Annotated in this window: 13 protein-coding genes; 7 read left to right on the plus strand and 6 right to left on the minus strand. The window is 69.5% G+C overall.

The window, feature by feature from the left end; genetic code table 11:
* Nucleotides 1-12: 12 nt before the first annotated feature.
* Together AC069H_RS40855 and AC069H_RS40860 are read right to left on the minus strand one after the other, a co-directional pair.
* Nucleotides 13-477, minus strand: coding sequence for a hypothetical protein (locus tag AC069H_RS40855; RefSeq protein WP_340683957.1), 465 nt, complete (start codon nucleotides 475-477; stop codon nucleotides 13-15).
* Between the two features lie 322 nt (nucleotides 478-799).
* Complete coding sequence (locus AC069H_RS40860; protein ID WP_478227307.1) at nucleotides 800-3,127, minus strand: FtsK/SpoIIIE family DNA translocase; 2,328 nt, start codon at nucleotides 3,125-3,127, stop codon at nucleotides 800-802.
* Between the two features lie 298 nt (nucleotides 3,128-3,425).
* Here AC069H_RS40860 and AC069H_RS40865 point away from each other — a divergent pair, with 298 nt between their 5' ends.
* The 6 genes from AC069H_RS40865 (at nucleotide 3,426) to AC069H_RS40890 (ending at nucleotide 8,509) form a co-directional block, all read left to right on the plus strand.
* A complete protein-coding gene (locus AC069H_RS40865; RefSeq protein WP_478227308.1) occupies nucleotides 3,426-4,235 on the plus strand; it encodes a lysophospholipid acyltransferase family protein in 810 nt (269 codons plus the stop codon).
* Between the two features lie 47 nt (nucleotides 4,236-4,282).
* On the plus strand, nucleotides 4,283-4,885 hold the full coding sequence (locus AC069H_RS40870) for an NAD(P)H-dependent oxidoreductase (protein WP_478227309.1): 603 nt from the start codon (nucleotides 4,283-4,285) through the stop codon (nucleotides 4,883-4,885).
* A 38-nt stretch (nucleotides 4,886-4,923) separates the two neighbouring features.
* Nucleotides 4,924-5,214: a hypothetical protein gene (locus AC069H_RS40875; protein WP_340683961.1), complete on the plus strand. Its 291-nt coding sequence runs from the start codon at nucleotides 4,924-4,926 to the stop codon at nucleotides 5,212-5,214.
* Entirely contained in the window at nucleotides 5,214-6,746 is a 1,533-nt protein-coding gene (locus AC069H_RS40880) for an alpha/beta hydrolase (RefSeq protein ID WP_478235906.1), read from the plus strand. The genes AC069H_RS40875 and AC069H_RS40880 overlap by 1 nt, the downstream gene beginning before the upstream one ends.
* A 65-nt stretch (nucleotides 6,747-6,811) precedes the next feature.
* On the plus strand, nucleotides 6,812-7,360 hold the full coding sequence (locus tag AC069H_RS40885; protein WP_478235907.1) for a hypothetical protein: 549 nt from the start codon (nucleotides 6,812-6,814) through the stop codon (nucleotides 7,358-7,360).
* Nucleotides 7,361-7,537: 177 nt separating this feature from the next.
* Complete coding sequence (locus AC069H_RS40890; protein WP_478227312.1) at nucleotides 7,538-8,509, plus strand: EamA family transporter; 972 nt, start codon at nucleotides 7,538-7,540, stop codon at nucleotides 8,507-8,509.
* Here the strand turns inward: AC069H_RS40890 and AC069H_RS40895 are convergent.
* Nucleotides 8,486-9,076: a DUF305 domain-containing protein gene (locus tag AC069H_RS40895; RefSeq protein WP_219153465.1), complete on the minus strand. Its 591-nt coding sequence runs from the start codon at nucleotides 9,074-9,076 to the stop codon at nucleotides 8,486-8,488. The genes AC069H_RS40890 and AC069H_RS40895 overlap by 24 nt on opposite strands.
* A gap of 152 nt (nucleotides 9,077-9,228) precedes the next feature.
* On the opposite strand from AC069H_RS40895, the gene AC069H_RS40900 reads away from it, so the two are divergent.
* Nucleotides 9,229-10,638 carry an amino acid permease gene (locus AC069H_RS40900; RefSeq protein ID WP_478235908.1) on the plus strand — a complete coding sequence of 470 codons (1,410 nt, stop codon included), beginning with the start codon at nucleotides 9,229-9,231 and terminating at the stop codon, nucleotides 10,636-10,638.
* On the opposite strand, the gene AC069H_RS40905 is transcribed toward AC069H_RS40900, so the two are convergent.
* The 3 genes from AC069H_RS40905 to dapA all read right to left on the minus strand — a co-directional run bounded on the left by AC069H_RS40905 (nucleotide 10,568) and on the right by dapA (nucleotide 15,140).
* A complete protein-coding gene (locus tag AC069H_RS40905) occupies nucleotides 10,568-12,115 on the minus strand; it encodes a VWA domain-containing protein (protein WP_478235909.1) in 1,548 nt (515 codons plus the stop codon). The two genes, AC069H_RS40900 and AC069H_RS40905, sit on opposite strands and share 71 nt — an antisense overlap.
* A 317-nt stretch (nucleotides 12,116-12,432) precedes the next feature.
* Nucleotides 12,433-14,130: a ribonuclease J gene (locus tag AC069H_RS40910; protein ID WP_185927423.1), complete on the minus strand. Its 1,698-nt coding sequence runs from the start codon at nucleotides 14,128-14,130 to the stop codon at nucleotides 12,433-12,435.
* On the minus strand, nucleotides 14,127-15,140 hold the full coding sequence (dapA, locus tag AC069H_RS40915; protein ID WP_478235910.1) for a 4-hydroxy-tetrahydrodipicolinate synthase: 1,014 nt from the start codon (nucleotides 15,138-15,140) through the stop codon (nucleotides 14,127-14,129). Before dapA ends, AC069H_RS40910 begins: the two co-directional genes overlap by 4 nt.
* Nucleotides 15,141-15,192: the final 52 nt, after the last annotated feature.

Here is a 15,192-nt window from a genome sequence, read left to right on the forward strand (position 1 = left end):
TACCGACTTCCCCTAAGCCTTGGACACCCGCAGGGTGACCTGGTCGCCCCCCGAACTCACGGCGACCAGGTCCACCCGGCAGGCGGCGAACTCGACGGACTGCCCGCCACCACGTCCGGTGGAGGCGACTTCCGCCGTCGTCCGCTCTCCGCGTCCCGGTTCGGCCAGGGTCAGTTCGATCACGGCCTCCCCTTCCCAGACGCAGACCATTCCCGCGGCGCAGCGGGAGTCGGACACCAGGCGAGCGAAGCGGATGCTGACGTCCTTCGACGCGACCTCGGCCGTTTCACCGGCCTTGAGATCGACGGTCTCCCCCAGCTCGACCGCGCCCTGAGCAGGCTGGGGCCGCTGTACCGGCGCGGGCTGGACCACCGTGGGCCTGCTCGCGGCGGGTTGTTCGCGCGCCGCGGAGCTACCGGCTCCGCACGCGAGGCCGATCAGGGCGCAGAGGACGACGAGCAGCTTCTTGGGGTCCACGTGTTCTGGACGTAGCGGAGGCTCCGGTCCGTTGCATCGGTCCTTCAATCGCCTCGTGAGTGGTAGAGACGGTTCTAACCGTCCTTACCACTCACGAGACCCGGCCGGCAGCGGCGATGTCACGTGACCGACCGGACGACACGCGTGATCCGGCGGACGACACGAGCGTGCAGTCCCAGAGGTAGTGAAGGCCTCCTTGCCTACCCTCAAGGTAGGCAAGGAGGCCTTCACGGACCGGCCCGCGACCGAGGCTCATTCAGGAGCGGGTAGGTACCTGAGACACGGTTGGTTCTCACCGTCCTTACCACTCACGAGGGCTCAGTCAGTCGTCGGAGACGTCGCCGCCTCCTCCGTCCCCGCCACCGCGGATCATGAACAGCACCGACTCCAGCTCTTCCGGCTTGATCAGCACGTCCCGCGCCTTCGAGCCCTCCGAAGGGCCGACGACGCCGCGGCTTTCCAGCAGGTCCATCAGCCGCCCGGCCTTGGCGAAGCCGACCCGCAGCTTCCGCTGCAGCATCGACGTCGAGCCGAACTGCGAGGTGACGATCAACTCGGCGGCCTGCAGCAGCACGTCGAGGTCGTCTCCGATGTCGGAGTCGATTTCCTTCTTCTCGCCGGCCTTCGCCGCGGTGACGCCGTCCTGGTAGTCCGGCTGCGCCTGCTCCTTGGCGAAGTTCACCACCGCGGAGATCTCTTCGTCGCCGACGAAGGCGCCCTGGATGCGGACCGGTTTCCCGGCCCCCATCGGCAGGTACAGCGCGTCACCCATACCGATGAGCTTCTCCGCGCCCGGCTGGTCGAGGATGACCCGCGAGTCGGTGAGCGACGAGGTCGCGAACGCCAGCCGCGACGGCACGTTCGTCTTGATCAGGCCGGTCACGACGTCGACCGACGGGCGCTGGGTCGCCAGCACCAGGTGGATACCGGCGGCACGCGCCTTCTGGGTGATCCGGACGATCGCGTCCTCGACGTCGCGCGGGGCGGTCATCATCAGGTCGGCGAGCTCGTCGACGATCGCCATGATGTACGGGTACGGCTGGTAGACGCGCTCGCTGCCGGGCGGCGCGGTGATCTCGCCCGAGCGCACCTTCTTGTTGTAGTCGTCGATGTGCCGGACCTTGTTGACCTGCATGTCCTGATAGCGCTGCTCCATCTCCTCCACCAGCCAGGCCAGCGCCGCGGCGGCCTTCTTCGGCTGGGTGATGATGGGCGTGATCAGGTGCGGGATGCCCTCGTACGGGGTCAGCTCGACCATCTTCGGGTCGATCAGGATCATCCGGCATTCGTCCGGCGTCGACCGCGCGAGCAGCGACACCAGCATCGAGTTCACGAAGCTCGACTTACCGGAACCGGTGGACCCCGCCACCAGCAGGTGCGGCATCTTCGTCAGGTTCGCGGTGACGAAATGGCCCTCGATGTCCTTGCCGAGCCCGATGACCATCGGGTGGTTGTCCTTGACCGTCGACGGCGCGCGCAGCACGTCGCCGAGGCGCACCATCTCTCGGTCGGAGTTCGGCACCTCGATGCCGACCGCGGACTTGCCGGGGATCGGCGCCAGCAGCCGGACGTTGTCGGTCGCCACCGCATAGGCGATGTTCTTGGTCAGCGCGGTGATCTTCTCGACCTTCACGCCGGGGCCGAGTTCGACCTCGTACCGGGTGACCGTCGGGCCCCGCGTGAAGCCGGTGACCTGCGCGTCGACGTTGAACTGCTCCAGCACGCCGGTGATCGCCTCGATCATGGCGTCGTTGGCCTTGCTGCGGGACTTCGGCGCGTCGCCGAGCTTCAGCAGGTCCGGCGGCGGGAGCTTGTAGTCGCCCTCGACGGTCCTGGTGACCGCAAGCGGCGCCTCGGCCTTCTTCGGCTTCTTCTCTTCGACAGGCTTGGGCGCGGGCTTCGGCGGGCGCAGCGGCGTCGGCGCTTCGGCCAGCGCGGCCTCGATGTCGAGTTGCTCGCCCTCGTGGTCGCCCGAAGCCTGGCGGCGGCGCGACGGCTTCCGCAGGCGGACCGACTTCGGATCGGCTTCCGTGACGGCGTTGCGTTCCTCGTGGATGGCCTGGCGCTCAGCCTCGGCCTCTTCGATCTCTTCGGGGTCGAGACCCCAGTTCCGCAGGCGGTGCGGGATCTCCCGGACCGGGGTCCCGGTGAACACGAGCGTGCCGAACAGCAGTGCCAGCACCAGCAGCGGCACCGCGACCCATGTGGTGACGCCCATGGTCAGCAGGCCGCCGGAGAACGCGCCGATCACGCCACCGGCGTACATCCGGCCGTCGTTGGTCTCGGGCAGCGCGGTGAAGATGTGCAGCAGGCCGAGCACGGACAGGATCACCAGCAGGGTGCCGATGACCATCCGCGGCCGGGCCTCCGGCATCGGTTCCGAACGCATCAGCGCGACGGCGACCACGGTCAGCACCAGCGGGAGCGTCACGGCACCGGCGCCCAGCAGAGAGCGCGTGCCGACCTCCACCCAGCCGCCGATCGGGCCCGCGGCCCGCCACCAGACGCCGAAAGCGATCACCAGTGCCAGCGCGATGAGACCCAGCGCGAGACCGTCGCGACGGTGCTCGGGTTCGAGTTCGCGGCCGCGGCCGACCGTCCGCGCGAGGGTGCCGAGGCCCTTCGCGAGCAGATTCCAGGTGCCGCGCACACCCTTGGCGAACGTGCCGGACGACTTCTTCCGCGGTGCCGGACGCCGTGGAGCGGGTTTCCTCGCAGCCGTTGACCTGGGCTTCGCCGGGGTACGCGGCTTTCGCGCCGGCCCCTTGCTGCCGCCGCTTCGCGCCGTACTCCGTTTCCTGGTCGTCGACCCGCTAGCCATGTCTCCACGGTAGCCGCCTCGACCCTCCAGCCCCGGCTGCCACTCGGAGCACATCCGGAACATTCGTCTCAGGTCACAGCTTGAGCGGCCATCCGGGTGAAAAGCGGGTCATGACATGCTCTGCCCCATGTTCGCGCTGCATCAGGATGAGAATTCGGCTCGCCGCGCCCCGGCCATCTGGCGCACGATGCTGAACATCGACCGGGGGCTGGTCAACTTCGTCGGCAAACTCACCGTGACCGGCGGTGTCCCGGCGGAACTGCGCCGTAAGCCTTTGCTCATGACGGCCAACCACATCGGCGTCTTCGACGCGTTCGTGCTGATGGCGGCCTGCAAGCGGATCGGCATCAACCCGCGGTTCATGCTGGCGGGCGGCATCCTCGACGCGCCGGTCATCGGCCCCGCACTGCGGCTCAGCGGTCACCTGCGGGTCGACCGCAAACAGGCTTCGACGGCCATCGGCCAGTTCGCCGAAGCCACCGAGGCCCTGCGGACCACCCGTGACCCGCTGATCGTCTACCCCGAGGGCCGGATCAGCCACGACCCCGGCCTGTGGCCGGAGCGGGGCAAGACCGGCGCGGCGCGGCTAGCGCTGGCCGCCGGGGTGCCGGTGATCCCGATCAGCCAATGGGGCGCGCACGAAGCCGTGTACTGGGGCACGGAGACCGTCAACGGTCCCGCCGACCTGGTGCCGCTCGCGAAGTCCGGGCTGAGCGCGCCCATGCGCCGGCCGCGGTTCAAGGTGCACTTCGGCGAGCCGGTGGACCTGTCGGAGGTCGAGCCGGAGCGGCCGGGCGCCGGGGTCCGCGCGCACGCCAAGATCATGCAGGCGATCACCGACGGGCTGGTCCCACTGCGCCGCGACGAACTGGACAAGCCGCGCTTCCACGACCCGACGCGGCCGACGGACACCGTCAGCCCCTGGAAGAAGTACTGAGTCCGGATCCTGAGACGGGTGCTCGCGCTCGCCTAAGGCCGGCGGACGTGAGCACCCGCATCCTCGTCGTCCACCACAGCGCGACCGGCAACACCGCGAAACTGGCGTCGGCGCTGGCCGACGGCGCCCGCGAGGCCGAAGCCGGCGTCCGCGTCCGCACCGTTCCCGAAACCGCTCCGCCCGCCGCGGTGGCGAGCAATCCGCGCTGGCAGGCGTGGGTGGACGCGGGACCGAACCACGAGACGGCGACGATGGAAGACCTGGAGTGGGCCGACGGGTTCGCGGCGGGGAGCCCGACCCGGTTCGGCGGTCCCGCCGCGCAGCTGAAGTCCTTTTTGGACAGTACCGGCGGCCTGTGGGCCAAGGGAAAGCTGGTGAACAAGGTCGCGACGTCGTTCACCACCGCCTCCACCGCGCACGGCGGGCTCGAAGCGACCGTGCTGGCGACGAACAACATCTTCTATCACTGGGGCGCCATCGTCCTGCCGCTCGGCTACACCGATCCGCGGCTGCTCGAATCGGGCAATCCGTATGGCGGCTCGTCCGTCTCACGCGAGTCCGCCGAACCCGACGAACTGGCCCTGGACGCCCTCCGACGGTCTTTTCAAGGACAGATGATGGGAACCGCGCGTCCGTCTCCCGCGTCTTAGTGTGGTCACACAGCGTCACGCTACGGGGAGGAAGCGGGATGACCGGCGGGTACGAGGTGGCCTTGGAGGCGATCGGCGCGGCGTCAAGCGCGGCGAAACGGGCTTCGGACGACGTCGGGAAGGTGAACCTCGCGGCCACGCTCGCCGAAGTCGCGGCGGGTTTGCCGGGTGGCGTATCCGGTGAAGCGGCCCGCCTGCTCGCGGACGCCTGGGGCCGGGCGGTGCCAGGCTGGGCCGAGAACACCGCGGACTACTCCGCACGGCTCGACGCGGCGGCCGTCCGCTACCGCTCGAACGAGCTGGCGGCATCACGGGAACTCCCCGTCTGATGCTCACCTGGGGAGACGTGCGCCGGTGGGATCCGGCCGCGATCGGCCGCGTCGCCGACGCGCTCAACGACGGCTGCGCCAAGATCATCGCCGCGAACGACGACGTCGAAGCCATGGCCCGCTTCACGGGCTGGACCGGTGACGCGGCCACCGCCGCCGCGACGCGGGGTGCGTCGCTGACCTCCACTCTGGAGCGGCTCGTCGCCGAGGCGTCCGCGGTCCGGCGAGGCGCTCACGAGGTGCAGATCGCGCTGGACCGGATCGTCGCGTTCGTGCGGGAGACCGACGAACTGGCCCACCGGAACGGCCTGGCCATCGGCGCCGGAGGCGAGATCTCCGTCGGCGTTCCGCGGCCTGACCAGGCTCGCGTCAGGGCGGAGCTGGCCGACAGGGTCGAACAGGGCCTGCGCCGGGCGGCCGACGTCGACGCTGATTTCGCCGACATTCTGCGACGGGCCCTTCGTGGCGAAATCACCGAACAGGGTGGCAGCACGCTCGCCCAGGCGGCGGCCGCCGGAGCCGCGCAGAGCGGCCTGTCGATCATCGGCCCACCGGAGAACGGCACCCCCGGCGACAACAAGGCTTGGTGGGCGAGCCTGTCGGACACGGCGAAAGTCGCTTTGCTGCGAGGAAACCCGGGACTCGTCGGCAATCTCGACGGTATCCCGGCGGCCGACCGCGACGCCGCCAACCGTGCCGTCCTCGCCAGTGAGATCGCGCGGCTCCAGGGCGACCCCGAACTCAAGGGCCTGGAAGCCATCCAACAGCGGCTGGACCGGTCGGAGCCGCAGGCGTTCCTGCTGGGACTGGACACCAGCGGCGACGGGAAGGCGATCGTTTCCGCGGGGAATCCCGACACCGCGGCGAACGTGGCGACCTACGTGCCGGGGACGGGCTCGGAACTGGCGAAGATCGGCGGGGACCTCAACCGGTCCGACAAGATGTGGGCCGCGGCGACCACTTCGGGCTCCCCCTCCACCGCCGTGATCACCTGGCTCGGCTATGACGCGCCGAACGAGATCACCGACGCCGCGAGCGACAAGTACGCCGACGGTGGCAAGGCCGCCCTCGCGCAATTCCAAGACGGGCTGCGGGAAACACACCAAGGATCGCCCTCGCACAACACGGTGCTGGGGCACAGCTACGGCACCACCGTCGTCGGGCACGCGGCCGGTGACGGTGGCCTCGCCGCGGACGAACTCGTCTTCGTCGCGAGCCCGGGCGTCGGCGCGCACGACGTGAGCGAACTGCATCTCGACGGGGTGAATCAGGACGAGATCGGCGAACACGTGCACGCGACGGTGGCCGAACACGACATGATCAACCTGGCGAATGTCGAAATCGCCGGATACGACCCGATCCTCGGCCAGGATCCGACCGACGCGGACTTCGGCGGGCAAGTGTTCACCTCGGCGCCGGGCACGGACGGGTGGAGCGGGTACAGCACGGAGGCACACAGCGAATACTGGGAAGACAACAACCCGTCGCTCCGGAACATCGGCCTGATCATCGCGGGAAAGCCCGCCTCGTGAGACTCCCGCTCCTGACCGCTCTTCTCGTGCTCTTGTCCGCTTGTTCTTCCGGAGGTGGAGACGCCATGAAACCGACCATCACCGAACACGAGGCGAAAGACAGGGTCGAGCGGTACATCGAGGGCGCGCTCTCCGCGCTGCCCGGCTCGGCGGAACGGAAACCGTTCACCCAGCACAGGTCCGAATGCACCGACCCCACCGACAATGGTCCCCAAGGCCGCTTTGAGATCTCCGCGACCTATGAGGTGACCGGCCTCGAACCGGCCCGGTTCGAGGAGTACTTTGACGCGGTCGTCCGGTGGTGGTCGGCTCACGACTTCACGGTCCTGACGGATTCGCGGCCGAAGGACCGATATGTGTTCGCCAGGAACAACGCGGACGCTTTCGACATGTCCGTGCAGGCGAACGACCTCGGCAAGTTCTACGTCGGGGCGACCTCACCGTGCGTCTGGCCGAACGGCACACCCGAACCCCAGGCCCTCGAAGGCACCCGACCCGAGGAGCCGGTCGCCGCTCCCCCGGAACCGGAGCCGGTGCGCAAACCGCGTCGCGCTCCGGTCGACGACGAGGACTTCGCCCAGACGAACTGGACCGACGGCGGCACCTCCTTCTGACCGCCATGAGCGATTCCATCGGGGACCGGACGCCTGGGTAGTGAAGGCCTCCTTCACTACTCTCAGGGTAGGCAAGGAGGCCTTCACGGACAGACCTCACTCACGACCACCCCGCGCCCGGCCCACCCGCTGGGAAAACGGGTCGCCCCGCGGTCACCCGGGCTCTACCCTCCGGCCGTGACCGCCGAACTCGCCGCCGCCCCCACCCAGCACGTCGCGCGTCGCGGGCGGGGCATCACCCTGATCCTGCTCGCCGCGCTCTTCTTCGGGACCTCGGGTGTGCTGGGCAAACCGGCGATGCAGGCCGGGCTGTCCCCGGAGCAGGTCGCGGCGATCCGCATCGGACTGTCGGCGATCGTGCTGCTCGCGCTGGTCGCCCTCTTCCGGCCGAGGCTCCTCAAAGTCACGAAGAACGAGTGGCCGCTGCTGCTCGCGTACGGCTCGCTCGGTGTCGCGGGCGTCCAGCTCATGTACTTCCTGGCGGCGGGCCGGATCCCGGTCGGGATCGCGATCCTGCTCGAGTTCACCTCTCCGGTGCTGATCGCGCTGTGGGTGCGGTTCGTGCGGCGGGTGCGGTTGCCGAAGGTGATGTGGGCGGGGATCGCGCTGGCGATGACCGGGCTCATGCTGGTCGCGCAGGTCTGGGAGGGACTCAGCCTGGACGTCCTCGGGTTGCTCGCCGGGCTGGGCGCGGCCGTCTGCTCGGCGGGTTACTTCCTCCTGGGCGAACGCGGCGTCGCGGACCGCGATCCGCTCGGCATGGTCACCTGGGGGATGACGATCGGCGCGGTCCTGGTGTGCGCGGTCGCCCCGCCGTGGACGATCCCGTGGGGAGTCCTCGACACCCCGGCGACGTTCGGTCCGTGGGAGCCGCCGGTGTGGTCGTTGCTGATCGCGCTCGTGCTGATCGCGACCGTCCTCGCCTACGCGACGGGCATGGCGGCGCTGCGGCATCTCCCGGCGTCGGTGGCGAGCGTCGTCGGGCTGGTGGAGCCGCTGATCGCCGCCACCGCGGCCTGGCTGCTGCTGGGTGAGGCCCTCAGCTGGATCCAAGCCGCCGGCGCGGTGGTGCTGTTGACCGGCGCGTACATCGTCCAGCTGAATTCGAACGTGGTCCAGACGGACTCAACCCTGCTGGAAGCCCCGTAGATCGCTGATCTCCTGCTGCTGCGAACGCGAAGTCGTCGCGGCGAGATCGCGGGCGTCGGGGTTGCGGCCGTGCTGGGTTTCGGCGTCGGCGATGCGGACGCCCGCTTCGCGCTGGCGCAGCAACCGCGCGGCGAACTGGCGGTCGAAGTCCTTTCCGGACAATCCGGCCAGTGCCGCCATGTCGCCGGGGCTGATGTACCCGTCGCGCTGGATGTGTTCGAGGTTCGGGTCGTCCGGCGCGGGCTGACCCCACGCCTCGATGAGCCCGGACAGCCGCGCGATCTCCGGTTCGTGCGTGTCGATGACCCGCTTCGCGAGTGCCTTCAGCTGCTCGTTCGCCGCGCGGGTTTCCGCCAGGGAAGCCAGATCCACGCCCTGCTGGTGGTGCGCGAGGGCTTGCCGCGCGAACGCGACATCGGCGTCGTTGAACGGAACGGCTGCCTGCTGCGCCACCGGTGAAGACCCGGGAGGCGCCGTCTGCGACTGGGGTGCCTCGTCCGAGCAGCCCGCGAGCGCTACGGCGGCCAGGGCGACGGCGGGCAGGAACCGGAGGACGGCGTGCGGCATCGAAGAGCTCCTCGGAACGCGCGGTGGAGGTGCCTAGGTTGGCAGAGTCCACATCGGCCTGTTCACCGGGGGTTGCGCAAACACTTTTCCTCCCGGGTTCACGGTGCGACAATCCCGCGATCCGCCGTCACTCCGACAGGAGGTCACCGCGAATGGGCGCAGAGACCACGACCGAACGGGCGGGTCTGCGCCCGGACCTGCGGCAGCGCCACGTCCGGATGATCGCGCTCGGCGGCATCATCGGCGCGAGCCTGTTCATCGGCAGCGGCGCGGTGATCCACACCGTCGGCCCGGCGGCCGTCCTCTCCTACGCCATCGGCGGCCTGATCGTCGTGCTGGTGATGCGGATGCTGGGCGAGATGGCGACGGCCGCGCCGTCACAGGGTTCCTTCATGGAATACGCGCGGACCTCGCTCGGCGGCTGGGCGGGTTTCACCGTCGGCTGGCTGTACTGGTACTTCTGGGTCGGCGTGGTCGCGTTCGAGGCCGTCGCCGGGGCGAAGATCCTGCAGACGTGGATTCCCGTTGTGCCGCAATGGATCTTCTCGCTCGTGCTGATGCTGCTGCTGACCGCGACCAACCTCGCCTCCGCCCGCTCGTTCGGGGAGACGGAGTTCTGGCTCGCGTCGGTCAAGATCGCCACGATCGTGGTGTTCCTCGTGGTGGGCATCCTGTTCGTGCTCGGGGCGTGGCCCGGCGGCTCGTTCTCGGTCGGCAACATCGCGCAGGACGGTTTCCTGGCCAACGGCCCGTTCTCGGTGGTGCACGGAGTGGTGATCGTGATCTTCTCCTACTTCGGCGCGGAGATCGTCACCATCGCCGCCGCCGAATCGCGGGAGCCCGAAACGGCCGTGCGCAAGGCGACCTCGTCGATCGTCTGGCGGGTCATCGTGTTCTACGTCGGCTCCGTGACACTGCTGGTGATGATCACCGGCTGGCGCGACATCCCGACCACGACGAGCCCGTTCGCCGCCGCGTTCGGCCGGTTCGGCATCCCCGCCGCCGAGACGGTGGTCAGCGCGGTGGTGCTGACCGCCGTGCTGTCGGTGCTGAATTCGGGGCTGTACACCGCTTCCCGCATGCTGTTCGCGTTGCGCGGCAACGGCTGGGCGCCGAAATGGGTCGCGGACACGAACCGGCGCGGCGTGCCGTGGAAGGCGATCCTGGTGTCCACCTCGGTCGGCTACGTGGCCGTGGTGATGAACATCGTGTCCCCGGACAAGATCTTCTACTTCATCATCAACTCCGCCGGGGCGGTCGCGCTGTTCGTCTACGCGATCATCGCCGGCTCACAGCTCCGGATGCGGCGCCGCCTGGAAGCCGAAGCGCCGGAACGGCTGAAGCTGCGCATGTGGGGCTACCCGTGGCTGAGCCGGCTCACGCTCGCCGGGACGCTGGCCGTGGTCGCGTCGATGCTGTTCGTGGACGCGGACACGCGGGCTCAGCTGTACCTGAGCCTGGTCAGCCTGGCGGTGATCGTCGGCGTCTACTTCATCCAGCGCCGGCGATCCGGCCGAGAGCGCCGTAAAACACCTCTCCGATCTTCGCGGGATCACGGCTGAGGAACACCTGGCCGCCGGCGGGCGCGACGAGCTGACGGAGCTCGGTCTCGTCGGCCTCCGGCCCGATCCCGATGGCGATCAACGGCACCGGGTGGTCCCGGTCGCTCAGCTTTCCCAGCTCCGCCACCAGGTTCTCGCGGCTGATGCCACCGGGATCGGTGTTGCGGCCGTCGGTCATCACGATGACGAGGTTCAGCTTCCCCCGCTCCCATTCCTCGTGCGCGAGCCGGTAGAGGTCGAGGACGCTGTCGTAGAGCCCGGTCTGCCCGTCCGGCACGGCGCGGACGGCGCGCAACCGGTCGACGGCGGCCAACTGCTGCCGGACCGGCGCCATCGGCAGGATCTCCCGGTAGTCCCGCTCACCGTCCACTTTGGTCGCGAAGGCCAGAAAACGGACCTGTGACGTGGATCTGAACAGATGCAAAGCGTTCTCCGCCGCCTCCAGCGTGATCCGCAGGCGGGACTTGCCGGTTCCCGGGACCGGCGCGCTCATCGAGCCGGACACGTCGATCAACACCTGCACCCGGGCGCTCGCGTTCACCCCGGCCCACTGACTGAGCGCTTTGGCGACCTCCTCGGCGGCCGGGATCTCGGCGCTGCGCTGGCCTTGAGTCTCGACGCGTCGATCGGTTTCGGTGAGCCGCAACGCTTGCCCGCCAGGGGCACGCAGCTCGGACTGCGGGCCCGTCGCGCCACCGTAGAGCAGGGTGCGTTTCAGTTCCGCGACGGCTTCGCCCTGCTGCGGGGTCGCCCCCGCGACCTCGACGAACGGGTAGTCGAGCGCTGGAACGGCGGGCGAGTACACGGCCACCAGCGCAGTCTCGCCTTCGGAAAGCCCGGAGTTGTGCCGTAGCACCGCGTTCTCCGCCGCGGGGAACGCCGTCGCGCCGGACGTGGTGGCGGAAAACTTCCGCAGCAAAGCGACGTACGCGGCGGCCGGATCCGAGGCGTCCTTCGTGACCTCGCGGAGTGCCACCAGTGCGGAAACCCCGGCGGGATCGCGTACCGGATCCGGCATTCCCACGACGATTCCGGCGTGGCCGAGTACTTCCGGCCAGGTCGGCGACTTGCGCGGCCAGCCGAGCGCCCGCGCGACCGGCTCCGCGACCGCGAGCACCACCGGCGAACTGGCGATCGACGGGCCTGAGGCGGGAACACCGTCGGCTCGCCTGAGGAAGAGCGTCGAGGACGGGATCCAGGCTTGGGGCTTGGGCGCGGTTCCGGACAGCTCTTCCGCCACTTGGACGGATTCCCGGGACTGCACGTCGAAGGCTACGCAGGCGAGATCGAGGACCCGGGCGGCTTCGGTGACCGCGGGGGCGAGGTCGGGCGACGCGGCGACGACCACCCGCACGGGCTCGCAGGCGGGTTCGGACCTCGCCATGGCCACCGCCACCCACGTGGCCGCGCCGAGCACGGCCGCCAGCAACGGGATCAGTATCCGTCTTCGGTTCCGGGTGGTGGCGTGGCGTCCCATCGACTCTCCCGGCGTGGGGCTCGAGGAGCGTCCGACGGTACGCCGCGAGCACCCCTAGGGGAAGGCTGCGACTTTCGGCGTAGAAAAACCCCACCGAGGCGGGAGGTGCCCCGACGCGGGTCGCGGAACACTTGCCCGGTAAGGAAAGCACTCGAAATCGGGGGAATTCGTGATGAACCGGCCCACCCGTGCGGAACAGCGCAAAGCCCGCAACGCCCTGTTCGGTCAAGCGATCACGGTCGCCTTCGCCCTGCTGCTCGCTTCGCGCCTCGTGAGTGGTAAGGACGGTTAGAACCGTCCTTACCACTCACGAGCTTTTAGACGGGGATGACCGTCGGCACGATCATCGGACGGCGCCGGTAGGTGTCGGCGACCCAGCGGCCGACGACGCGGCGCACGGCCTGCGCGATGCGGTGCGTGTCGGTGATGCCCTCGGCCTCGGTCCTGGCGAGTTCCATCTCCACCATCGGGAGCACGGCGTCGAGCGCCTTCGGGTCGTCGGAGAACCCGCGTCCGGACACCGTCGGGCGGGTCACCGCGCGGCCGGTGCTGGTGTCGACGGCGACGGTGATGGCGATGAAGCCGCCTTCTCCCAGCACGAGCCGGTCGGACAAGGTCGACTCGCCGACGTCGCCGACCGAGAGGCCGTCGACGTACACGTGCCCGACCTCGACCCGTCCGGTCCGCGTGGCCTTGCCATCGACGAGGTCGACCACGACGCCGTCCTCGGCGATGACCACGTTCTCCGGCGCGACACCGGTGCGCACGGCCAGTTCGCCGTTGGCACGCAGGTGCTTCCATTCGCCGTGCACCGGCATGACGTTGCTGGGGCGCACCGCGTTGTACAGGTACAGCAGTTCGCCCGCCGACGCGTGCCCGGACACGTGCACCTTGGCGTTGCCCTGGTGCACGACGTTCGCGCCGAGCCGCGTGAGGCCGTTGACGACGCCGAAGACCGCGGTCTCGTTGCCCGGGATCATCGAGCTGGCCAGCACGACGGTGTCGCCGGCGCGGATCGAGATCTGCCGGTGCTCGCCGCGCGCCATCCGCGACAGCGCCGACAGCGGCTCGCCCTGCGAACCGGTCGACACGAACAGCACCTTGCTCTCGGGCAGGTCGCCCGCCTGGTCGAGGTTGACCAGCAGGCCGTCGGGAACGTTCAGCAACCCGAGGTCGGCGGCGATGCCCATGTTCCGGACCATCGACCGGCCGACGAACGCGACCCGGCGGCCATGCCGGACGGCGGCGTCGAGCACCTGCTGGACGCGATGCACGTGGCTCGCGAAGCAGGCGACGATGACGCGCTGGCCGACCTTGCGGACGACGTCGTCGAGCACCGGGCCGATGTCGCGTTCCGGCATGACGAACCCGGGCACCTCGGCGTTGGTCGAGTCGACGCAGAACAGGTCCACACCCTCGTCGCCGAGCCGGGAGAACCCGGCGAGGTCGGTCAGCCTGCCGTCGAGCGGGAGCTGGTCGAGCTTGATGTCACCGGTGTGCAGTACGACACCCGCCGGCGTGCGGATGGCCACCGCGAGCGCGTCCGGGATCGAGTGGTTGACCGCGAAGAACTCGAGGTCGAACTCGCCGACCTTGCGTCGCTCGCCCTCGCGGACCTCGATCAGGTTCGGCCGCTGCCGGTGCTCCTTGGCCTTCGCCGCGAGCAGCGCGTTCGTGAACCGGGAGCCGTAGATCTTCAGGTCCGGGACCAGCCGCAGCAGGAACGGGACGGCGCCGATGTGGTCCTCGTGCCCGTGGGTGAGGACGAGGCCGTCGATGTCCTCGAGGCGGTCTTCGATCGCGCGGAAGTCGGGCAGGATCAGGTCGACGCCGGGCTGGTCGTCTTCGGGGAAGAGCACCCCGCAGTCGACGATCAGCAGACGGCCGCCGAACTCGAAGACGGTCATGTTGCGGCCGACTTCGCCGATCCCGCCGAGCGCGACCACGCGCAAGGCGCCTTCGGGCAACGCGGGCGGCGGGGTGGTCGGTCCGGGTCCGGTTGGCAATGAACTCACCGAGGCATGGTCCCTACGCTGGTATGTGAGGTCGGCGCCGTATAGGCCGCCGCTGAATCTGCTTGTGCCACTCGTGCACCATGCCAGTCACTGGCGGCGCTTTCCCCGAGCGGCACGCCCCCCTGGGCGAGATCCGCGGAAATCGCCTGGAGCTGCTCGTCGTTCGCGGCCACGATGGGCAGCCGCGGGTCGCCGATGTCGAAGCCGCGCAGCCGCAGGGCCGCCTTCGAGAACGCGACGCCGCCGACGCGGGACATCGCCCGCAGGACCGGCAGCATGCCGCGGTGGTTGGTGCGCGCGGTGGAGGTGTCGCCGGACTCGTAGGCGTCCATCATGCCGCGGATGCGGCCCGCCACGACGTGCCCGATCACGCTGACCACACCGGTGCCGCCGACGGACACCCACGGGAGGTTGAGGCCGTCGTCACCGGAGTAGTAGGCGAGCTGGGTGTTCGCGATGACCTCGGAGCCGGCGATCAGGTCGCCCTTGGCGTCCTTGACCGCGAGGATGCGGGGGTGCTCGGCCAGCCGCAGCAGCGTGTCGACCTCGATGGGGACGATCGAGCGCGGCGGGATGTCGTAGAGCATCACCGGCAGCCCGGTGGCGTCGGCGACCGTGGTGAAGTGCGCGTAGAGCCCGGCCTGGCTGGGCCGCGAGTAGTACGGCGTGACGACGAGGATGCCGTGGGCGCCCGCCGCTTCGGCCTGCTTCGCCTGCTCGATGCTGTGCGCGGTGTTGTTCGTGCCCGCCCCGGCGACGATCGTCGCGCGGTCACCGACGGCCTCGACGACGGCGCGGACCAGCTCGGCCTTCTCTGCGTCGGTCGTGGTGGGGCTCTCCCCGGTCGTGCCGTTCACGACGAGACCGTCGTTGCCCAGTTCCACGAGGTGTTCGGCCAGCTCCTGCGCCCGCTTCAGGTCCAGCGCGCCGTCGGCGTCGAAGGGGGTGGCCATCGCGGTGAGCACGCGCCCGAACGGTCTTCCCGGCGCTGCGGTAGGTGGAGTGGACATGCTGTGAAGGTACCTCCTGCGAGCGCCGAACCCCTTGCCGACGTGGTCGTTC

The sequence above is a fragment of the Amycolatopsis sp. NPDC043887 genome (assembly GCF_056435665.1).

Coding starts and splice junctions, on each gene's coding strand:
- AC069H_RS40865 (WP_478227308.1), top strand. CDS start 3,426: ATGTTCGCGCTGCATCAGGATGAGAATTCGGCTCGCCGCGCCCCGGCC.
- AC069H_RS40875 (WP_340683961.1), top strand. CDS start 4,924: ATGACCGGCGGGTACGAGGTGGCCTTGGAGGCGATCGGCGCGGCGTCA.
- AC069H_RS40880 (WP_478235906.1), top strand. CDS start 5,214: ATGCTCACCTGGGGAGACGTGCGCCGGTGGGATCCGGCCGCGATCGGC.
- AC069H_RS40885 (WP_478235907.1), top strand. CDS start 6,812: ATGAAACCGACCATCACCGAACACGAGGCGAAAGACAGGGTCGAGCGG.
- AC069H_RS40895 (WP_219153465.1), bottom strand. CDS start 9,076: ATGCCGCACGCCGTCCTCCGGTTCCTGCCCGCCGTCGCCCTGGCCGCC.
- AC069H_RS40900 (WP_478235908.1), top strand. CDS start 9,229: ATGGGCGCAGAGACCACGACCGAACGGGCGGGTCTGCGCCCGGACCTG.
- AC069H_RS40905 (WP_478235909.1), bottom strand. CDS start 12,115: ATGGGACGCCACGCCACCACCCGGAACCGAAGACGGATACTGATCCCG.
- dapA (WP_478235910.1), bottom strand. CDS start 15,140: ATGTCCACTCCACCTACCGCAGCGCCGGGAAGACCGTTCGGGCGCGTG.